21 protein-coding genes are annotated in these 20,107 nt (G+C 46.9%); 20 read left to right on the forward strand and 1 reads right to left on the reverse strand.

Annotation, left to right across the window (positions count from 1 at the left end; translation table 11 throughout):
- Positions 1-174 precede the first annotated feature (174 nt).
- The 5 genes from mreB (at position 175) to recD2 (ending at position 5,576) form a co-directional block, all read left to right on the forward strand.
- On the forward strand, positions 175-1,170 hold the full coding sequence (mreB, locus tag H8R94_RS08455) for a rod shape-determining protein (protein ID WP_118281535.1): 996 nt from the start codon (positions 175-177) through the stop codon (positions 1,168-1,170).
- 87 nt (positions 1,171-1,257) lie between these two features.
- Complete coding sequence (locus tag H8R94_RS08460; RefSeq protein WP_118535414.1) at positions 1,258-2,058, forward strand: flagellar hook-basal body protein; 801 nt, start codon at positions 1,258-1,260, stop codon at positions 2,056-2,058.
- 85 nt (positions 2,059-2,143) lie between these two features.
- Positions 2,144-2,962 (forward strand): flagellar hook-basal body protein, encoded by an 819-nt coding sequence (locus H8R94_RS08465; RefSeq protein WP_186854398.1) that lies wholly within the window; start codon positions 2,144-2,146, stop codon positions 2,960-2,962.
- A gap of 13 nt (positions 2,963-2,975) precedes the next feature.
- Entirely contained in the window at positions 2,976-3,335 is a 360-nt protein-coding gene (locus H8R94_RS08470; protein ID WP_118281538.1) for a hypothetical protein, read from the forward strand.
- 18 nt (positions 3,336-3,353) lie between these two features.
- Entirely contained in the window at positions 3,354-5,576 is a 2,223-nt protein-coding gene (gene recD2 / locus H8R94_RS08475; protein WP_186854399.1) for an SF1B family DNA helicase RecD2, read from the forward strand.
- Between the two features lie 23 nt (positions 5,577-5,599).
- On the opposite strand, the gene H8R94_RS08480 is transcribed toward recD2, so the two are convergent.
- Positions 5,600-6,901 carry an ABC transporter substrate-binding protein gene (locus tag H8R94_RS08480; RefSeq protein ID WP_186854400.1) on the reverse strand — a complete coding sequence of 434 codons (1,302 nt, stop codon included), beginning with the start codon at positions 6,899-6,901 and terminating at the stop codon, positions 5,600-5,602.
- An 88-nt stretch (positions 6,902-6,989) separates the two neighbouring features.
- Between H8R94_RS08480 and H8R94_RS08485 the strand changes: the two genes are divergently transcribed.
- The 15 genes from H8R94_RS08485 (at position 6,990) to H8R94_RS08555 (ending at position 20,085) form a co-directional block, all read left to right on the forward strand.
- Positions 6,990-7,745, forward strand: a complete 756-nt coding sequence (locus H8R94_RS08485; protein WP_186854401.1) for a ComF family protein — start codon at positions 6,990-6,992, stop codon at positions 7,743-7,745.
- Between the two features lie 16 nt (positions 7,746-7,761).
- Positions 7,762-8,175 (forward strand): flagellar protein, encoded by a 414-nt coding sequence (locus H8R94_RS08490; RefSeq protein ID WP_178010795.1) that lies wholly within the window; start codon positions 7,762-7,764, stop codon positions 8,173-8,175.
- A gap of 171 nt (positions 8,176-8,346) precedes the next feature.
- Positions 8,347-8,766, forward strand: coding sequence for a hypothetical protein (locus tag H8R94_RS08495; protein ID WP_118281543.1), 420 nt, complete (start codon positions 8,347-8,349; stop codon positions 8,764-8,766).
- A gap of 1 nt (position 8,767) precedes the next feature.
- Positions 8,768-9,742 (forward strand): hypothetical protein, encoded by a 975-nt coding sequence (locus tag H8R94_RS08500; RefSeq protein WP_178010799.1) that lies wholly within the window; start codon positions 8,768-8,770, stop codon positions 9,740-9,742.
- Between the two features lie 17 nt (positions 9,743-9,759).
- Positions 9,760-10,656, forward strand: coding sequence for a diadenylate cyclase CdaA (cdaA, locus tag H8R94_RS08505; RefSeq protein ID WP_178010801.1), 897 nt, complete (start codon positions 9,760-9,762; stop codon positions 10,654-10,656).
- Positions 10,634-11,881 carry a CdaR family protein gene (locus H8R94_RS08510; RefSeq protein WP_118281546.1) on the forward strand — a complete coding sequence of 416 codons (1,248 nt, stop codon included), beginning with the start codon at positions 10,634-10,636 and terminating at the stop codon, positions 11,879-11,881. The genes cdaA and H8R94_RS08510 overlap by 23 nt, the downstream gene beginning before the upstream one ends.
- A gap of 13 nt (positions 11,882-11,894) precedes the next feature.
- Positions 11,895-13,244: a phosphoglucosamine mutase gene (gene glmM / locus H8R94_RS08515; protein WP_118281547.1), complete on the forward strand. Its 1,350-nt coding sequence runs from the start codon at positions 11,895-11,897 to the stop codon at positions 13,242-13,244.
- A 9-nt stretch (positions 13,245-13,253) separates the two neighbouring features.
- Positions 13,254-13,520: an HPr family phosphocarrier protein gene (locus H8R94_RS08520; protein ID WP_118281548.1), complete on the forward strand. Its 267-nt coding sequence runs from the start codon at positions 13,254-13,256 to the stop codon at positions 13,518-13,520.
- Positions 13,521-13,572: 52 nt separating this feature from the next.
- On the forward strand, positions 13,573-15,255 hold the full coding sequence (gene leuA, locus H8R94_RS08525; RefSeq protein ID WP_186854402.1) for a 2-isopropylmalate synthase: 1,683 nt from the start codon (positions 13,573-13,575) through the stop codon (positions 15,253-15,255).
- Positions 15,256-15,273: 18 nt separating this feature from the next.
- Complete coding sequence (rfbD, locus tag H8R94_RS08530; RefSeq protein ID WP_118281550.1) at positions 15,274-16,158, forward strand: dTDP-4-dehydrorhamnose reductase; 885 nt, start codon at positions 15,274-15,276, stop codon at positions 16,156-16,158.
- A complete protein-coding gene (locus H8R94_RS08535) occupies positions 16,158-16,994 on the forward strand; it encodes a glycosyltransferase family 2 protein (RefSeq protein WP_118281551.1) in 837 nt (278 codons plus the stop codon). Before rfbD ends, H8R94_RS08535 begins: the two co-directional genes overlap by 1 nt.
- Before the next feature lie 2 nt (positions 16,995-16,996).
- Positions 16,997-17,689: a glycosyltransferase family 2 protein gene (locus H8R94_RS08540; protein WP_118281552.1), complete on the forward strand. Its 693-nt coding sequence runs from the start codon at positions 16,997-16,999 to the stop codon at positions 17,687-17,689.
- An 11-nt stretch (positions 17,690-17,700) separates the two neighbouring features.
- A complete protein-coding gene (locus tag H8R94_RS08545) occupies positions 17,701-18,072 on the forward strand; it encodes a DUF2304 domain-containing protein (protein WP_186854403.1) in 372 nt (123 codons plus the stop codon).
- 17 nt (positions 18,073-18,089) lie between these two features.
- The gene (rfbB, locus tag H8R94_RS08550; RefSeq protein WP_118535408.1) at positions 18,090-19,175 is read left to right on the forward strand and encodes a dTDP-glucose 4,6-dehydratase; all 1,086 of its coding nucleotides are present in this window, start codon (positions 18,090-18,092) and stop codon (positions 19,173-19,175) included.
- A complete protein-coding gene (locus tag H8R94_RS08555; protein WP_186854404.1) occupies positions 19,168-20,085 on the forward strand; it encodes a glycosyltransferase in 918 nt (305 codons plus the stop codon). The genes rfbB and H8R94_RS08555 overlap by 8 nt, the downstream gene beginning before the upstream one ends.
- Positions 20,086-20,107: the final 22 nt, after the last annotated feature.

Raw genomic sequence — 20,107 nt, forward strand, 5'->3', positions numbered from 1 at the left:
ATGTGAAAAAAGAATAAAAAAATAAAAAATAAATATAAAGATTTGTTTAAGGTTATCTTCAGAAAAAATTCATTGAAAAATGGTAACATTTGTATATAATTGAAATTAGAATGCAAAACTATCATTAGGTGGACTAGGTTCACGTTTCATATACAAACTGAAAGGAGAAACAGTATGGTTTCAAGTGATATCGGAATTGATTTGGGTACAGCAAGCATCCTGGTTTACGTTAGAGGAAAAGGTGTCGTATTAAAGGAGCCGTCCGTGGTGGCTTTCGATAGAGATACCAACAAGATCAAGGCGATCGGTGAAGAAGCACGTCTGATGTTAGGTAGAACACCGGGCAATATCGTAGCCGTTCGACCACTGCGTCAGGGAGTTATTTCAGATTATACAGTAACAGAAAAAATGATCAAATACTTCATTCAGAAGGCAATGGGCAAGAAGAGTTATCGCAAGCCTCGTATCAGTGTCTGCATCCCGAGTGGTGCTACCGAGGTAGAAAAGAGAGCGGTAGAGGATGCAACCTATGCAGCAGGTGCCAGAGAGGTTTCCATCATTGAGGAGCCGATCGCAGCAGCAATCGGAGCCGGAATCGATATTTCCAGACCATGCGGAAATATGATCGTAGATATCGGTGGTGGTACGGCAGATATCGCTGTGATCTCTTTGGGTGGTTCTGTTGTCAGCACTTCCATCAAGATCGCAGGGGATGACTTTGATGAAGCCATTGTCCGTTATATGCGTAAGAAACACAATCTTCTGATCGGTGAGCGTACCGCAGAAGACATCAAGATCAAGATCGGTACCTGTTATCCACTCCCGACACCGGAGACCATGGATGTCAGAGGACGTAATCTGGTCACAGGTTTGCCAAAGACCATCGAGGTTTCTTCTGAGGAGACCGAGGAGGCACTGCGTGAGCCAACCTTACAGATCGTAGAAGCCATCCACTCTGTACTGGAAAAGACGCCACCTGAGTTGGCGGCGGATGTTGCTGACCGTGGTATCGTTCTGACCGGTGGTGGAGCATTGCTTCGCGGCTTGGAGGAATTGATCGAAGAGCGTACCGGCATCAATACGATGACGGCAGAAGAGGCAATGACTTGTGTTGCTATCGGAACCGGTAAGTTCGTTGAGTTCCTTTCCGGCGATCGTTCTGAAGATTAAATTTCAGATCTTATATAAAAAATACGACAGATCTATCCGATATATAGATAGAAGTCAATATCTAGTTTTGCTTGCGTAGGAGGAATTATGGTAAAAGGGCTGTACACCGGATATACCGGCATGGTCAACGAACAGAAACGCTTGGATGTGATTGCCAATAATCTGGCAAATTCCGCGACGACCGGGTACAAAAAAGAAGGTATGGTAAATCAGTCTTTTGATCATCAACTGGCGATCAAGATCAAGGATACATCGAATTATGATATGCCGCAGCGTATCGGTTCGATTAGTCTGGGCGTGAAAGTGGGAGAGACCTTTACAAACTGGGATCAGGGCAGTTTTCAGATCACAGACAATATGTCTGATCTGGCCCTTTCCGGTGAGGGATTTTTTGCCATCGCTTTTACATCCAAGGACGGAGAGACTTCTATCAAATATACCAGGGATGGTGCTTTTTCTGTAGATAATCAAGGATATCTGCGCACATCAGACGGAGATTATGTCCTGAATCGGATCGGAGCGCTGAATTCCGATGATGCACTTGCCAATTATGTACGGATTGACCCGGATCAGTCTTACGAGATTGATGAACAGGGATTTATCTATCAAAATGGTCAGGTTGTAGACCGTATCGGTGTGGTGCAGTTTGCAGATAATAATTTTGTTTCAAAATATGGCGAGAATCTATATGATCTGGTTCCGGGCGGACAGGTCATCGCCAGCGATGCTTCCGTTGAGCAAGGATGCCTCGAAGCTTCCAATGTCAATGTGATAGATGAAATGGTCGACATGATCACGGTTGCCAGAGCCTATGAGGCTGGGCAAAAGGTGATTCAGACCGAGGACTCTACACTGGACAAGGCAGTCAATAGCGTAGGACAGGTGTAAAATTCCTAAATTGACAATGCCGATGAGACTGCATGACAGTATTCAGTCATGCTGACAGAGAATTTGGAAAGGAGATGCATTCATTATGATGAGAGCATTATGGACAGGTGCGTCAGGGATGAAGGCGCAGCAGACGAACGTTGACACGATCGCCAACAATCTCGCCAATGTCAATACCGTGGGATATAAGTCCCAATCTACGCAGTTCAAGTCACTTTTATACCAAACCCTTCGTACAGAGACGACAACAGCAAACGGAGAAAATAAACCTACGACAGCACAGGTGGGCTTGGGTGCAAGAGTGGCATCTACCAATACAGACTATACACAGGGAACCATGCAGGCGAATGCCAGCAAGACGGCATTGTGCATTTCCGGTTCCGGTTTTTTCGCAGTGCGCGGTGCAGACAATGGAACCTATTATACCAGAAGTGGTGATTTTACATGGGCACTGGATAATATGGGCAATCGTGTTCTGGCTACATCTAAGGGACAGGAAGTCTTGGATTATCAGGGCAATCCGATCATGTTGCCGGATGGCGCTTCGGGCGATGCGTTTTCCTTTGGAACGGATGGTTCTGTGGCATATAAGGCAGCAGACGGCACCTATATACCGACCGGGCAGCAGGTGGCATTGTACCAGTTCAACAATCCAAAAGGATTGGAAAAGACCGGGGACAGCCTTTTTGAGGCAACCCAGGCTTCGGGTGTACCGCTGAGTGAGATTGCGACCGCCGGCGTGACCAGAAGTACGATCGCACAGGGCTATCTGGAAGCGTCCAATGTCAATGTGGCAGATGAGATGGTCAATCTGATCGTGGCACAGAGAGCCTATGAGATGAACTCCAAGGCGATCACGACCTCCGATACCATGTTGGAACAGGCAAACAATCTCAAGCGATAGGAGGAGGTAGGGTATGAGTTTTTCAGTAGATGGTTTATCTTCTTATTACGATACGGTTTCTTCAAATGCACAGTCGTCCAGCAGGTCGGACAAGGCAACCAGCGCACTTTCCGGGCTTTCTTCTGATTCCTCAGAGGAGGATCTGGTAAATGCCGTAGAGTCTTTTGAATCCTATATGTTAGAACAGGTCATCAAGCAGATGAAGGACAGTGTGACTTCAGATGATGATCAGGATTCGACCATGAGCCAGTATACCGATATGTATATGGATGCGACGATCCAGCAGCTTGCAGGCGAGATGGTATCAGAATATGGCGGTAGTCTGACAGACCAACTGGTCGATCAGATGAAGCGCAATTACGGAATAGAGTAGGATAGGACTACATAATCGATGGAAGATTTACAAGGCTATGTGGAACACATCGTGTTCCGCAATGCGGATAACGGTTATACCGTTCTCAATTTAATAAGCGAAGAAGATGAAATTACATGTGTAGGAATCTTCCCTGTCGTCACGGAGGGGGAGATTCTTTTATTACATGGGGAATATACATCACATCCGACCTATGGCGAACAGTTTCAGATGAAATCCTATGAAACAAAGGCGCCGGAAGATGTCCTTTCTATGGAGCGTTACCTGGCATCCGGTGCCATCAAGGGAATCGGTGTGGCACTGGCATCCCGTATCGTGCGACGGTTCAAAAAGGACACCTTCCGCATCATGGAAGAAGAACCGGAACGGCTTGCGGAGATCAAGGGGATCAGCGAGCGTATGGCGATGGAGATTTCCAGTCAGATGGTAGAAAAGAAAGACCTGCGGGATGCTATGATCTTTTTAGAAAAATATGGCATCACGAGCAATCTGGCGGTCAGGATCTATCAGGCATATGGACAGGAAATTTACAGTGTTATTCGTGAAAACCCCTACCGCATGGCAGAGGAAGTGCCGGGGATCGGCTTTAAGATAGCAGATGAGATCGCTGAGCGTGTGGGTATTCGTACCGATTCGGATTTTCGTATCCGGTGCGGGATCCTCTATTGCCTGACAGGGGCATCGACACTGGGGCATACCTATCTGCCGCGGGAAGAATTGCTCCGTTATGCCAATCAGTTACTGGGTGTTGCACCGGAGCACATTGAGGAACATGTTATGAATCTTGCCATGGATGGCAAGGTGGAATTAAAGGATGAGGGCGTGTATGCCAAGAACTTTTACCGTATGGAACAGGTGTCGGCAGGACTTTTACACGCTTTGAATGAGACCTATGATGTGACACCTGCCAAACTGACCCAGGCGATCGCGAGAATCCAGAAAGAAGAAGATATGGAATTGGATGAGTGGCAGGCAGAGGCGGTCAGACAGGCGGCGACGCATGGCCTCTTTATCCTGACCGGTGGGCCGGGAACGGGAAAGACGACGACGATCCGAGCCATGATCTCTTATTTCGTGGGCGAGGGCTATGATATTTTTCTGGCAGCACCGACAGGGCGCGCGGCAAAGCGGATGAGTGAGACTACCGGATATGAGGCAAAGACCATCCACCGTTTACTGGAAGTCAATGGGGCGATGAGCGAGGCGAAAGATGATGCCAAGGCGGTCGGCGGTTTGTTTGAACGCAACGAGTCCAATCCTCTGGAGGCGGATGTCATAATCATTGATGAGATGTCTATGGTGGATATCACTCTCCTGTATGCTCTGTTAAAGGCGATCGGGCCTGGAACGCGTCTGATTCTGGTGGGGGACATCAACCAGTTGCCGAGTGTTGGACCGGGCAATGTTCTGCGGGACATCATAGCGTCAGAGTGCTTTCCGGTCGTGACCCTGCAAAAGATCTTTCGTCAGGCGAGCCAGAGCGATATTGTTGTCAATGCGCATAAGATCAACGACGGCCAGCATATCGTACTGGATAATAAGAGCCGGGACTTCTTTCTGCTGAAACGTTATGATGCAGATGTCATCATCAGTGTTATGCTACAGTTGGTCAAACAAAAAATGCCAAAATACGTAGACGCGACACCGTATGATGTTCAGGTGCTGACACCGACCCGCAAGGGGTTACTGGGGGTAGAACGTCTCAATGGCATTTTGCAGCAATATTTAAATCCACCGGGAAAGGGAAAGAAAGAGCATCAGGTGGGTGAGCGGATCTTCCGTGAGGGTGACAAGGTCATGCAGATCCGCAACAATTACCAGTTAGAATGGGAGATCCGCAGCCGTTATGGACTGGCAATCGACAAAGGACTGGGCGTATTCAATGGGGATGTTGGGATCATTCAGGAGATCAATGACTACAGCAGCACGGTCAGTGTACTCTATGATGAAAATAAATTGGTGATATATCCTTTTAAGGGATTGGACGAACTGGAATTAGCCTATGCGATCACCATTCATAAATCGCAGGGAAGCGAGTATCCGGCGGTGGTCATGCCTTTGCTGCCGGGACCGCGTATGCTTATGAACCGGAATCTTTTATATACGGCTGTGACCAGGGCGCGCAAGTGTATTACCATTGTGGGGGATGAAAATGTATTTTACCGGATGATCGATAATACGACGCAACAGCGTCGGTATTCTGGATTGAAAGAAAGATTAAAAGAGGCCTCGCTCATATAAGCGAAGCCTCTGAAAAATATCTTTTATTCTGCTGTATCATCACTACTGATTCTTGTAGTGGTGGATCCAATTTCGTAATTTGCAAAATAATCATTGATCTCGTGGAAAGATTTTGGAAATGTCATTCCAAGACTTTCGGCACGAGATGCGTTGTAGAGTTTGACGTTCTCGGCAGGAGAATTGGTGATCTTGATATCACCCGGATCTGCCCCGTCGACTAAAATGCGGTAGACCATCTTGCCTGCGGCATAGCCCATAGCATAAGGGTCTTTATACATAGATACCAGCGTCTCTTGTCCGAGTGAGGCATCACCACCGACGGTTCTGGTACCGGATGCCGTGGCGATATCAACGATCGTCCGGACTTCGCTGGTCAACTGGCTTTCGGCAGGAAGGAAGAGAACGCTGCACTCGTTGCAGGCGTATTGTACTATGTCTTCTAAGGAAGCATCCGCTGCAAGCGGTTCTGCGTTGGCTATGGATAAGTCCGGCGTCCAGGTAGCAGAAGTGCTGGCAACGTGAGCACTGCTTGGAGAAAAGATACCACTCAAAAGATCATTCCCTGCGAAGGAAACTACGTCATTATTGCTGCCTTCTGTGACAGAAGAAGCGATCTGCTTGGTTGGAGCAATGGCGGTCGCATCGGTCAGTTCATCACTGATGCTGCTGTCGATATCATCCGAAGGAAGTGCGTATTCTTTCCAAGGGATACCTGCCTGATCCAGATATTTTTCTAAAAGGACATTCTGGTAAATGCCGTCCGTATCTTCCGGGTTATACAAAAGCCCGACAGACTGCAGATCCGGTGTTGCCTCGATCAGGAGTGATAATTGCTCCTCCAGATTTGGCTTGGATGAAATACCGGTCACATTGGTGCCTGTTTTTTTGTTCCAGGAGGAATCAGAGGCGGTGGCTAAGTGAAGGACACTCTGGTAGTCCATAACAGCAGCGCCGACGATCGGAATGTCCTCGGTTGCCGTGGCAGCGGAAGACAGGCTCTTTTTGCCATTGGCAAAGATCAGATCTGTGCCGCCGGTGACATAATCTGCGCAGATGCTGTCCGTGCCGATCGTATTGTTGGCGACCATGGTCGTGACATTGACATGAGCAGATCCGAAAAGATCTGTCAGGGCATCGTTAAAGCCCTGTGAGATATTGTTGTAGTAGTCGCTGTCTTCATCCTGACAGAGACTGATATTATATACTGTGTCATCTTCTTCCGGCAGGGGGGTATAGCCGGAGGACTTGTCCTTGCCGCAAGCCGGAAGTGATACTACCAGAATGGCGGCGAGCCCGGTGCAGGCAAAACGTTTTATATTTAGCATAGTTAGAAAAACCTCCATATGAAACTGTTATACAGCATTTTTAAATAACTCTGAAATTACATTTTAAAGAGAGGGGAGAAAAAAGTCAATGAGGGGTCATAGAAAATACACACTGCCAGGCAAATTGCTGGAGGGGATCCGACAGGAAATCTTCCCGGAACGCTGTCCGGGATGCAATGAGATCCTGTTTGCCAAGGAGAAAGAAAAGGGATTTTGCCAGGCATGTGCCGGGAAAATCATTTATATAGGAGACGGGGGCTGCGTCAAATGCGGGAAAGCCCTGACAGATCTTACGCAGGATCTGTGCGGGGATTGCGGGAAAAAAGCGCATGCATTTGTGCAGAACAGGGCGGTCTATGCCTATGACGGTCCTATGAAAGAGGCTATGTATCGCTTTAAATATAGTAATTGCCGTGCATATCGGCGTGTTTTTGCAAAGGATGCCTGGCGTATCTACGGTGACTGGCTCAGAAATTTGGAGGTGGATGCGGTCGTTCCGGTGCCTATGTATGCGGGAAAAGAGCGGCGGCGCGGCTACAATCAGGCAGAGGTTTTTGCAGGGGAGATCGCAACTCTGATGGATTGCAGGATGGAAAGGTCACTGGCTGTGCGGACCAAGAATACGGCACCCCTTAAGAACCTGAATGATCAGAGAAGAAAAAAGAATTTGGAAAATGCTTTTAAAATCAGAAAAAATGGTGTAAAATTAAACAAAATTCTGTTAATTGATGATATCTATACGACAGGGAGCACATTGGATGGCGTGACCGAGGCTCTTTTGGCATCGGGCGTGCGTCAGGTCTATTGCCTGACGGTCTGCGCCGGCAGGGAAAAACATGTGTGACCGGGAGGAGGAAAATATGGACGTACGAAATTGCAGACAATGTGGCAGATTATTTAACTATCTGGGAGGACCGCCAATTTGTCAGGCATGCAGAGAGGCTGTAGAGGAGAAGTTCCAGCAGGTCAAGGAATATGTGCGCAATAATCCGGGTTCCAACATCCAGATGGTAGCCGAGGATAATGATGTCACGGTACAGCAGATCCGTCAGTGGATCCGTGAAGAACGCCTGGAGTTTTCAGCAGACTCACAGGTGGGAATCGAATGTGAGTGCTGTGGTGCTTCTATTCGTACCGGACGTTTTTGTGAGGCATGCAAGAGCCGTATGCGTGGGGATTTTAGCAACGCGATCCAGAAACCGGAGCCAAAAGAAGATCTATCCAAGAACAAGGGTCTGCGTGATGTAGACAAGATGCGTTTCTTAAAAAAATAAATATGAGCAGGATCATACCCCTTTTCACTCGGTTGGAGAAGGGGTGTTTTTGTGTTTTTCTTGTGTATTCCCCCTGCGAGGTTGCGCCGAGATTTGATTATGTTATAATGTGATGTAGTGGTGAGTAGTGTTTGTATGCGCACGAGCAAGGAAAATGCAGGAGGAAGCCAGATGCTAAGCGAACAGCGTGTCATGCATATGACAAAGATGGCGATGATCGAAGACAAACAAGGCCGCAAACTTGGTCCGGCAATACATTATCGCAAACGTGATTATCTTTCTCTTTGTACCTTGGGCGGTGTCTTTCTGGGTACTTTGATCTATGCGGCACTTTATGCAGGTCTTATTGTCCTGCTGGCCAGCACTTTGGTAGTCAATATCCATCTGGTTGGATTGATACTTGGCATTTTATTGGGATTGGTTCTCTATATATTATATATGTACTATTATCTTCGTATGGTGCGCAGACACGCAGCCAAGCGATATGACGAGGGTGTGACGCTTTTGCGCCACTTGCGCAAGGACTATCGGGAACTGCGCGAGATGTATCAGGAAGAGGACCTGTCGAAAATACCTGAGGGATGGGACTAATATGACATTTTTAATACAGATACGAACGAAGATCAGGCATTTTATCATAACAAGAGAAGAATGGGTGGTACGCTTGCTCCGCTTTGCGATCGTGCTGGCTGTGCTCTTGGTCATGAATCGGTGCTTTGGTTATCAAAAGATATTGAATCATTGGTGGGTCTCTGTGGTGATCGCGGGTATCAGTATGCTGCTTCCGCTGGCAGGGTCTACTTTTATTGTGTTTTTTGTGGGACTCATGCATCTGATGACCTTGTCGACAGATGCAGCGGTCATAGCCTTGGTTCTGCTGGCGATCAGTTATGCGGTATCTGCATATTTTCGGTCAGATGATACTTATAATATGATGGTCATACCGGCTTGCCGTTATCTCAATATCCCCTTTGTCGTACCCATGGAAGCGGGTCTGATGCGCAGCATACATGAACTGCCTACGATCATATGCGGAAGTGTATTATCATACTATCTGAAGACGGTCGTGGAAAATGCCTCATCTTTTCTGGATCCCAATACGGATCTGAGCGCGGCAGAGTTATTACAGGGACAGATCCTAAACAACAGCATGTTTTACATCTATCTGGTGGCGATGACGGCAATGTTTCTGGTGGTCTACACCGTGCGGACTAAGGGCATAGAACATGCATGGCTGGTGGGCGTACTTTCCGGTGTAGTCGTTGAATTTGTGCTGATGCTGGCAGGCATCCTCTTTACCGGAGAAAAGGAAAACATTCCGCTTCTGGTGATCGGCAATGTTGTGACCCTGATCGTGGGACTTGGCATGGTATTTTTTGCCAGAGGATTTGATTATACACGTACCGAGCATGTACAGTTTGAAGATGATGAATATTATTACTATGTGACGGCAGTGCCAAAGATGCACATACCGGAGCAGGAAAAAGAGATCAAGCGTATTACTTCCGAGACATTACCGCTCCCGGTGGATGATCTGGAAGAAACAGAAGAGACGCAGGACAATTAAGAAAGGGGTGAGATGATATGGACAACATCATAAATAGTCTGGATGCATTCTTTGGAGATTATTTTGGAATCAATTTTCCGAATGTGCAGATCACGGATATCGTGGAAATTATCATCATTGCTTTTTTCATTTATCAACTTTTGATCTGGGTGCAGAACACAAGGACTTGGATGCTCTTTCGAGGTCTGCTGGTTGTTGTAGCATTCTTTATTTTGGCAGCCCTGTTCCAGATGAGTACGATCCTCTGGCTGGGCGAAAAACTCCTGAATGTGGCACTGATCATGGTGATCGTTGTGTTCCAGCCGGAACTCCGTAAGGCTCTGGAAGACCTGGGGCGACGACGGCTGTTTACTTTTCTTGCCAATCTGGGTGTTGGCAAGAGTATTTCCAAGCGTTTTGAGGATAAGACCATCAATGACACGGTCATGGCATGCTTTGAGATGGGAGCCGTCAAGACGGGAGCCTTGATCGTGGTAGAAAACCAGATGCGCCTGGATGAGGTGGAAAGAACCGGTATCACACTGGATGCCGTTCTGACCAGGCAGCTTCTGATCAATATCTTCGAGAAAAATACACCCCTGCATGACGGCGCGATCATTGTACGAGGCGATCGTATCGTGGCTGCGACCTGTTATCTGCCGTTGTCCGAGAATATGAATTTAAGCAAGGCACTCGGTACAAGGCATCGTGCGGCGCTGGGCATCAGCGAGGTCTGTGATGCGCTGACGATCGTGGTTTCCGAGGAGACTGGCGGGGTATCCATAGCGCAGAACGGACATCTGACGGAGAAAGTGACTGACGATCAGTTAAAAGAAAAATTGATCGAGTTGCAGAATCCGGTAAAAGATGTAGACGAGAATAACAAACCGCGTTTGGGAAGGAGGGTAAAAGATGAAGCAGAGCATAACTCCTAAGATCAAACGAATGTTTTTAAATAACTGGGGACTGAAACTGTTAGCACTTTTCTTTTCCATCCTATTGTGGCTGATCGTTGTCAATGTGGACGATCCGACCCAGACCAAGACTTTTACGACGAGTGTAAATGTGGTCAATGCGGATGTTCTGACCGATGCCGGACGCTACTATGAGATCCCGGAGGGTGGCAATACCGTCAGTTTCCGTGTGACGGCAAAACGTTCTGTGATGGAACGGTTGTCGGGATCTGATTTTACGGCAACGGCTGACATGAACTATTTAGAGGATGATTCCCGTGTTCCTGTGACGATCACGGTCAACAATAACAACAGCAGTATTACGGTCTCAGCCAAGAGACTGTATCTGCAAGTCATCATCGGTAATAAAATGACGACTAAGCATGATGTGGAAGTCGAGACCAACGGCAATCCGGCGGAGGGCTGCGTGATCGACAAGACGGAAGTGGATCCATCCAGTGTGACCGTATCGGGACCGGAAGATGTAGTCAGCACCATTGCGAAAGTGGTTGCATATGTTGATGTTGACGGTGTCAACGAAGATTTTGATACGGATGCATCCTTGCATTTTCTGGATAAAAACGGTAATGAGATCGATCAGAGCCGACTGAATGTAAACCATGAGACGGTTAAGGTCAGTCTTACGATCTCCCATATCAAGACAGTAGCGGTACAGGTGCAGACGACAGGAAGTCTGCCACAGGGATTGTATCTGGAGTCTGTCAGTGTGGATCCGGACACAATCGAGATCACCGGAGAGGCAGATGTGCTTAATGAGATCACGGAGATCACGATCAGTGGCAGTGCACTGGATCTGTCCAAACTCACATCGAGTCTGACGACTACCGTGGATCTGAATACTTATCTGCCGAGCGGAGCCAAGGTCGCAGACAGTAATGCTGCGCAGGCGACGGTCAAGGTCAACGTATCCGGGGATGAGACAAAGACTTATCGTGTGCCGACTGCCAATCTGACGATCAAAAATCTGGAAGATGGCAGCAAGGCAGTATTTGATGCTACAACAGTAGAAGTAAAGATTACCGGAAAGGCATCGGATCTGGCAGACCTTGTCGCAGAGAATATCACAGGGTCGGTGGATGTCAGTGGTCTGGGAGCCGGTAAGCATACGGTGTCTGTCACGTTGGATCTGGACAGCGGGATTTCAGCGACGGCAGCAACGACGAATATAACAATCACAACGGAGTAAGAAGGAGTTAAACATGGGAAGATTATTTGGAACCGATGGCGTAAGAGGAGTTGCCGGTTCAGAACTTACGATCGGACTGGCTACGAAACTGGGGCAGGCGGGAGCATACGTCCTTACCAAGGAGCAGGCACACAAGCCAACGATCATCGTAGGCTGTGATACGAGAATATCCGGTGGTATGCTGGCAAGTGCTCTGATGGCAGGCATCTGTTCTGTCGGTGCAGATGCGATTTTCGCCGGTGTTATGCCGACACCTGCGATCGCGTATCTGACAAGAAAACACAAGGTGGATGCAGGTGTTGTTATCTCTGCGTCTCATAATCCAATGGAATTTAACGGTATCAAATTTTTCAATGGCGAGGGCTATAAGTTGTCCGACGCTCTGGAGGATGAGATCGAGGCTCTGATCGCCAACGATATGAAGGATATCAATCTGCCGACCGGATCCGGTATTGGCAAGATCGAATACCGCTTCGATATGATTCGCGAGTATGTGGACTTTATGAAAAAGACAGTTCCGGTCGATCTTTCCGGCATGAAGATCGTGATCGACTGTGCAGAGGGCGCGTCTTATAAGACCTCCGTGGAGACCCTGCGTGAACTGGGAGCGAATCTGGTAGCCATCCATACAAACCCGGATGGAACCAACATCAATTCCAATTGCGGATCGACCCATATGGAAGAATTGCAGGCGAGAGTTGTCTATGAAAAGGCAGCTCTGGGTCTGGCTTTTGACGGGGACGCAGATCGTATGCTTGCCGTAGATGAAAATGGCAAGATGGTAGATGGCGATGAGATTATGGCGATCTGTGCCAACTATATGAAGGAAAAAGGAAGTTTAAAACAGGATACGGTCGTTGTTACGGTCATGTCAAATCTGGGATTCACCCTGATGGGGCAGGAGAAGAATCTTCACATCGAAAAGACAAAAGTAGGCGATCGCTATGTTTTGGAAAATATGCTTGCAAACGGTTATAATTTAGGTGGCGAGCAATCCGGTCATGTGATCTTTCTGGATGACAATACAACAGGTGACGGGCTCTTGAGCGCACTTCATCTGTTGCAGGTCATGGTGGATACCGGCAAGCCATTATCGGAACTTGCCAAGGTGATGGAAGTCCTACCACAGGCACTGGTGAACGCCAAGGTGCCTAACCATAAGAAAGAAAGTTTTATGGAGTATCCGGAGATTGCCAGTGCCGTGAAAGAACTGGAGGATAAGTTTGCCGGAGAGGGACGCGTTTTGATCCGTCCATCCGGAACCGAACCGCTTGTCCGCGTTATGATCGAGGGCAAGGATCAAAAGCAGATTGAAGAAGAAGCCAAGAAATTAGCAGAACTGATCATGAATACAATGTTATAGGAGGTTGTCATGGTTACACAGAAGGTACAGATTATCAATCCCACAGGCCTTCATTTAAGACCAGCGGGAATCTTTTGCCAGGAGGCAATGAAATACACATCCAGTATCACATTTCATTATGGAGCAAGTGGCACAGCCAACGCTAAGAGTGTCTTGAGCGTGCTTGGCGCCTGCATCAAATCCGGTGATGAGATCGAGATCGTCTGTGAGGGCGAAGATGAAGAAGAAGCCCTGAAGGCATTGGTGGCATTGGTAGAAAACGGATTTGGAGAATAAAGGTAAAAAGGCTGATTTCTTGCTGCAAGTATAAGAAAGAAGGAATTTAGAAATGTTAAATTATAAGAGGTATAAGAGAAACCCGGTTTTAAATTTCCCGGAGCGTACCTGGCCGGATAAGCAGATTGAAAAGGCACCGATCTGGTGTAGCGTTGATCTGCGTGACGGTAACCAGGCGCTGATCGAGCCGATGAATGTAGATGAAAAGATGGAAATGTTCGATCTTTTGCTTCGTTTAGGTTTTAAGGAGATCGAGATCGGTTTCCCGGCTGCATCACAGATCGAATATGATTTCTTACGCAAGTTAGTAGCAGAGAATAAGATCCCGGATGATGTCAAAGTACAGGTGCTGACCCAGTGTCGTCAGGAACTGGTGGATCGTACCTTTGAAGCTATCCAGGGAATCAAGAATGTTGTGGTTCATATCTACAACTCCACATCTACTCTGCAAAGAGATGTGGTATTCAACAAGAGTCAGGATGAGATCATTGACATTGCCATCGCAGGAACCCGTATGGTCAAAGAGCATCTGGCAGATTTTGACGGTAATGTGCAACTGGAATACTCACCTGAGAGTTTTACCGGTACAGAGGTAGATTTTGCCCTTCGCATCTGTACGGCTGTGCAGAAAGAATGGGATCATGCGACGGATGCACCGATCATCTTTAACCTGCCTGCAACAGTGGAAATGAATACACCGAACGTATATGCCGATCAGATCGAATGGATGAGTACCCATTTTGAGGATCGTGATAATATCATCTTAAGTGTGCATCCGCACAACGACCGTGGTACCGGTGTTGCCATCACGGAATTAGCACTGCTTGCCGGTGCAGACCGTGTTGAGGGTACTTTGCTCGGCAATGGCGAGCGTACCGGTAATGTGGATATTCTGACGGTTGCTTACAATATGTTCTCCCAGGGTATCAATCCGGAATTGGAGATCGAGGATGTCAAGGAGATCGTTGAGATCTATGAGAGATGCTGCAAGATGCATGTAGATATGCGTCATCCTTATGCCGGCAAACTGGTATTTACCGCTTTTTCCGGATCCCATCAGGATGCCATCAATAAGGGCGTACATGCGATGCAGGAGCGCGGAAATGAATATTGGGAAGTCCCGTATCTTCCGATCGATCCGGCAGACATTGGCAGAAAATATGAGCCGGTGGTTCGTATCAACAGCCAGTCCGGCAAGGGCGGCGTTGCCTTTGTGATGGATACCGTCTATGGCTACAAACTGCCAAAGAAGATGCAAAGAGAATTTGCAGATGTCATCCAGTATATTTCCGAGCAGGAAGGCGGCGAGGTTGAGCCACAGAAGATGATGGAAGCCTTCAAAAAAGAATACTTTGAGAACAAGATGCCGTTTGAACTCGTCTTTGTGGATATCGATGACAATATGGCAAATGATGAGACACATGTATCTCTCGATTTTAAGTACAATGGCAAGGCAATCCATTCCGAGGCAGATGGTAACGGACCGATCGATGCGGTAAAACTTGCAGTCAAGCAGTGTGTACCGCAGGTTGATTTCTCTGTGCTGGATTATAGCGAACATTCTCTGGGCAAGGGCTCAGGTGCAAAGGCAGCAGCCTACATTGAGATGCGTGACAACCGCAGCGGAAATATCACCTTTGGCGTGGGCGTTAGTTCAAACATTACGAGAGCATCCATTCGCGGTATGTTCTCTGCCATGAACCGGCTTGCAAAAAAGGCAAAGGATTATGTATAGACAGAAAGGGTAGATGATATGAAAAAGGTACTTGTGACGGGCTGTAATGGACAGCTTGGACGAGCAATTCAAAAGGAATATGCAGGTCAGGTGGAATTTATCCTGACAGACGTAGCAGAGGGAGAGAATATCACTTCTTTGGATATTACAGATATTGATGCAGTCATGACCTTGGCTTTGGATAAAAAGCCGGATGTCATCATCAACTGCGCAGCTCTGACCAATGTAGACGGCTGTGAAAAAATGTGGGATCTTGCTTACAAGATTAATGCGATCGGACCGCGTAATCTTGCGATCGCTGCAACGACAGTAGGGGCAAAACTGGTACATGTTTCTACCGACTATGTCTTTGCCGGAACAGAGCGTGCGCCACGTACAGAGTTTGATGAGCCGAATCCGATCAGTGCCTATGGCAAGACCAAGTTAGAGGGCGAGCATTTTGTACGTCAGTTTGCAGAGAAGTTCTTTATTCTTCGTACCGCATGGCTGTATGGCGATGGCAAGAATTTTGTTAAGACTATGGTACGTGCATCCAAGACACATGACGAGGTGTCTGTGGTATGCGACCAGTTTGGATCTCCGACTTCAGCAGTAGAACTTGCCAAGATGATCCATTTCCTGGAAGGAACAGACAACTATGGTATCTTCCATGCGACCTGTGAAGGTGAGACAAACTGGGCGGATTTCACCGAGGCATTCTATAAGAAACTGGGAATCAAGACTAAGGTCAATCACATTACCAGTCAGGAGTATGCCAATATGAACCCGGATGCAGCAAAACGTCCGGCATATTCAAATCTGGATAACTACATGCTGCGTCTGACAACAGATCAGTTTGCCATGGCAAATTGGGAAGATGCATTAGATGTCTATTTAAAAGATTTTGACATGGAGAATTGCTAATGGAATCACCACTCGTCAGTGTTTGTATCCCGGCATATAACAATGCGGATACGATCCTGGAAACCATACAATCCGTTCTGACACAGACTTATCAGAATCTCGAATTGATCGTTGTGGATGATCGGTCAACGGACGATACCTATCAGGTGGTGAAGACTTTTGCAAAGCAGGCAGGGGACGATCGCCTGCATCTTTATCAGAATGAAAAAAATCTTGGTATGGCAGGCAACTGGAACCATTGCATGGAACTTTGCAAGGGGGACTTTATCAAACTCTTATGCGCGGATGATCTGATCCATGAAACTCTGCTGGCAAGAGAAGTGGAGATCATGGAGAGGTATCCGGAGGCAAATCTGGTGCAGACGGATACGCGCTTTGTGGACATGCATGGCAAGACCACCGGCTATTATAAGCGCTATCACGCAAGTGGTCTTGTGGAGGGCAGGAAAGCCTGTCGCTTCTCCGCTTTTACCAGAGATTATCTGGGGGCGCCGCTTGCCAATCTGATCCGTAGAAGTGCCTATGAGGCATGGGGCGGTTTTGATCCCTCTTTTGTCTATATCATTGATTATGATTTCTTTATGCGCATTTGCTGTAAGGGAAAGATCTATATATTACATGAGCCGCTCAATTCCTTCCGTATCCGAAACGATTCGAATACCAGTCAGGTTATGAATGGCGACAAAAAAGATGTCTATCTGGAAGAACATAAAAGATTGGTAGAGCGATATGCCAAGGAACTACACCTGTCTAGATGGCAGGTGAATCTGAGTGTTATGATACGCCGGCTGATGAGTTTTCTCGGAGGCATTTATCTAAAGATTTTTGTGAGGTAACAATGAAGAAACGACTGGTGATCATACCGGCATTTAATGAGGTCGGTTCGATCGAGAGGACAGTAGAAGATATCAAAAAAAATGCGCCGAGTTTTGACTATGTCATCATCAACGATCATTCCATGGATGGTACCAAGGAACTATGCGATCGGCTGGGCTATAATATGGTAACTCTCAGTATCAATTCCGGTATTGGTGCCGCCGTACAGACAGGATACTTGTACGGACACCGGTTTGGCTATGATTATGCGATCCAGATTGATGGAGATGGGCAGCACGATGCCAAGTTCCTGGAAAAGATGGCAGATGTCATGGAGGCTGAGGAGATCAATATGCTGATCGGTTCCCGTTTTATTGAGGGAGAAGGTTTCCAGTCGACAGGACTTCGTCGCGTAGGCATCCATTTTTTTACATGGCTGATCCGCCTTTTGACGGGGAAGACCATAACAGATCCGACCAGCGGTATGCGCATGGTGGATAAGGAAGTCATGCATATGTTTGCCAACGATTATCCAAAGGATTACCCAGAGCCAGAGACTGCTGTGACTGTGTTGAAGCGAGGCTTTGTGGTAAAGGAGATCCCGGTCGAGATGAAGGCTAGAGAGTCCGGCAAGTCATCCATATCCTTTAAAAAGTCGATTTACTATATGATTAAGGTGCCATTGGCGTGTATTATGGCTGCCATAGGTGATTAAGAGGAGGCTGTATGAGTCTGAGATTACAGGTGGTTATCGCGATCGGTGCGATCATCGCTATCTTATATATTGGAAATCTGGTACGTATCCGGCGGCTGGAATTGAAATACGCTTTGATCTGGTTTTTTGTGGGACTTTTGCTGCTGATCTTTGATCTGTTTCCGGGACTGTTGACGATTATGTCACAGACACTGGGGATCACACTTCCGATCAATATGCTGACATTTTTGGGACTTTTGTTTGTCCTGATGATCATTTTCAGCCAGACGATCGTTATTTCCAATCTGACCAGAAAGTGTAAACGCTTGACACAAGAGGTTGGCTTGTTGTATAAGAAAGTAGAGGATTTGGAAGAAACTGTAAAAGAAGAGACAATAAAGTAATCAAAAAGGAGAAGATTATGAGAACATACTTAGTAACAGGTGGAGCAGGATTTATTGGAAGCAATTATATTCATTATATGTTCCGCAAATATGACAATGAGATCCGTATTATCAACGTGGACAAGTTGACCTACGCAGGAAATCTGGAGAATTTAAAAGATATTGAGGACAGAGACAATTACACCTTTGTCAAGGCTGATATCTGTGATAAGGAAGCCATCAGCAAGATTTTTGCAGAGAATGACATTGATCGTGTGGTTCATTTTGCAGCCGAGTCTCACGTAGACCGTTCCATCAAGAATCCAGAGGTTTTTGTACAGACGAATGTCCTTGGTACAGCCGTTATGTTAAATTGTGCTAAGGCTGCTTGGGAGTTGCCGGATGGAACTTTCAAGGAAGGTAAGAAATTCTTACATGTGTCTACAGATGAAGTATATGGCTCTTTGGATGATGATCCAAACGCATATTTCTACGAGACAACACCATACGACCCACATAGCCCATACTCAGCAAGTAAGGCATCTTCTGATATGCTTGTTAAGGCTTATATGGATACCTACAAGTTCCCTGCAAATATTACAAACTGCTCCAACAACTATGGCCCTTATCAGTTCCCGGAGAAGTTGATTCCGCTTATCATCAACAATGCATTACAGGGCAAGAAGTTGCCGGTATATGGTGATGGCAAGAATGTGCGTGACTGGTTGTATGTAGATGATCATGCAAAGGGGATCGATATGGTCCAGGAAAAGGGTAAACTTTTTGAGACTTACAATATCGGTGGCCACAATGAAAAGCAGAACATTGAGATCATCAATATCATTATCGAGACGTTGCAGGAAATGCTTCCGGCAGATGATCCAAGACGTGCCAATGTCAGCACAGACCTGATCACATATGTGGAAGATCGTAAGGGACATGACAGAAGATATGCCATTGCTCCTGACAAGATCAAGAAGGAAGTAGGCTGGGAACCGGAGACTATGTTTAAGGATGGCATTAAAAAGACGATTGCCTGGTTCTTTGAGCATGAAGATTGGATGAAGAACGTTACTTCCGGTGATTATCAGAAGTATTATCAGGAAATGTATAAGAATGAATAATGCAGTCGTTATTGTAACTTATAATCGCGTAGAATTATTAAAGGAATGTCTTGCCTGCGTATGTGGGCAAACCATTCCTTTTTCGCGTGTTATTGTGGTGGATAATCACAGTACGGATGGAACAGCAGAATTCCTTGCTGCCCGGGAAGATCTGGACGTGATACGGGAGCCGGAGAATCTTGGTGGCGCAGGTGGATTTTATGACGGTTTACAGTGTGCAAGTCAGGGGGAATATGACTGGGTGCTGATCATTGATGATGATGCAATGATCGCACCGGACTACATGGAAAAACTTCTGGACTATGCAAATGCGCATACAGGTATTTATGGTCTTGCGGGAAAGGTTGTGACCGAGGGACATATTGATGTCAGCCATAGAAGGCGAATTATCAATCGCTTGCTTTATGTGGAGAGCAATGTTGCTAGCGAGGAATATCAAAAGGAGAGTTTCTCCTGCGATGCTGCGACTTTTTGCGGACTTTTGCTACAGGGACAGAAGATGCGGGAGATTGGTCTGCCCCAAAAGGGATATTTTCTTTGGTACGATGATATTGAATATTGCCTGCGCTTGCAGGAGTGCGGTGGTGTGACGGTGGTGCCGGCAGCGGTGCTTCATCATAAAACAGTGCTTTCCAAGGAGGGCATGGTGACCAAAGGGGTCTTACATCGGATCGGCTGGCGGCAGTATTATGGTTATCGCAATCGTTATGATACGGCAAAACGGCATTTGGGAAGCCTGTCTGCCTGGGTGATCTTGTGGCAGTATCGGGTCTTTTGGCTTCTCAGTTTTTTTATGACCTGGAAGAAAGAGACGAGAGAACAGGGCAGGAGCAACCAAAAGATCCTGCATGATGTGATAAAGGATTGCAAAGCGGGAAAACTGGGGAAACATCCGGAGTATCACTATTAGATAAATAAAGTAAGATTGGGAA

It is taken from the genome of Roseburia lenta (assembly GCF_014287435.1).
GTDB classification, from domain to species: domain Bacteria; phylum Bacillota; class Clostridia; order Lachnospirales; family Lachnospiraceae; genus Pararoseburia; species Pararoseburia lenta.

Excerpts from the sequence above, each read along its gene's own strand:
- H8R94_RS08535 (WP_118281551.1), top strand. The coding sequence starts at position 16,158 with ATGGAATCACCACTCGTCAGTGTTTGTATCCCGGCATATAACAATGCG.
- rfbD (WP_118281550.1), top strand. The coding sequence starts at position 15,274 with ATGAAAAAGGTACTTGTGACGGGCTGTAATGGACAGCTTGGACGAGCA.
- H8R94_RS08510 (WP_118281546.1), top strand. The coding sequence starts at position 10,634 with ATGAAGCAGAGCATAACTCCTAAGATCAAACGAATGTTTTTAAATAAC.
- H8R94_RS08540 (WP_118281552.1), top strand. The coding sequence starts at position 16,997 with ATGAAGAAACGACTGGTGATCATACCGGCATTTAATGAGGTCGGTTCG.
- H8R94_RS08470 (WP_118281538.1), top strand. The coding sequence starts at position 2,976 with ATGAGTTTTTCAGTAGATGGTTTATCTTCTTATTACGATACGGTTTCT.
- H8R94_RS08555 (WP_186854404.1), top strand. The coding sequence starts at position 19,168 with ATGAATAATGCAGTCGTTATTGTAACTTATAATCGCGTAGAATTATTA.
- H8R94_RS08545 (WP_186854403.1), top strand. The coding sequence starts at position 17,701 with ATGAGTCTGAGATTACAGGTGGTTATCGCGATCGGTGCGATCATCGCT.
- H8R94_RS08465 (WP_186854398.1), top strand. The coding sequence starts at position 2,144 with ATGATGAGAGCATTATGGACAGGTGCGTCAGGGATGAAGGCGCAGCAG.
- H8R94_RS08500 (WP_178010799.1), top strand. The coding sequence starts at position 8,768 with ATGACATTTTTAATACAGATACGAACGAAGATCAGGCATTTTATCATA.
- H8R94_RS08480 (WP_186854400.1), bottom strand. The coding sequence starts at position 6,901 with ATGCTAAATATAAAACGTTTTGCCTGCACCGGGCTCGCCGCCATTCTG.
- H8R94_RS08495 (WP_118281543.1), top strand. The coding sequence starts at position 8,347 with ATGCTAAGCGAACAGCGTGTCATGCATATGACAAAGATGGCGATGATC.
- H8R94_RS08520 (WP_118281548.1), top strand. The coding sequence starts at position 13,254 with ATGGTTACACAGAAGGTACAGATTATCAATCCCACAGGCCTTCATTTA.
- cdaA (WP_178010801.1), top strand. The coding sequence starts at position 9,760 with ATGGACAACATCATAAATAGTCTGGATGCATTCTTTGGAGATTATTTT.
- mreB (WP_118281535.1), top strand. The coding sequence starts at position 175 with ATGGTTTCAAGTGATATCGGAATTGATTTGGGTACAGCAAGCATCCTG.
- glmM (WP_118281547.1), top strand. The coding sequence starts at position 11,895 with ATGGGAAGATTATTTGGAACCGATGGCGTAAGAGGAGTTGCCGGTTCA.
- H8R94_RS08460 (WP_118535414.1), top strand. The coding sequence starts at position 1,258 with ATGGTAAAAGGGCTGTACACCGGATATACCGGCATGGTCAACGAACAG.
- recD2 (WP_186854399.1), top strand. The coding sequence starts at position 3,354 with ATGGAAGATTTACAAGGCTATGTGGAACACATCGTGTTCCGCAATGCG.
- rfbB (WP_118535408.1), top strand. The coding sequence starts at position 18,090 with ATGAGAACATACTTAGTAACAGGTGGAGCAGGATTTATTGGAAGCAAT.
- H8R94_RS08485 (WP_186854401.1), top strand. The coding sequence starts at position 6,990 with ATGAGGGGTCATAGAAAATACACACTGCCAGGCAAATTGCTGGAGGGG.
- H8R94_RS08490 (WP_178010795.1), top strand. The coding sequence starts at position 7,762 with ATGGACGTACGAAATTGCAGACAATGTGGCAGATTATTTAACTATCTG.
- leuA (WP_186854402.1), top strand. The coding sequence starts at position 13,573 with ATGTTAAATTATAAGAGGTATAAGAGAAACCCGGTTTTAAATTTCCCG.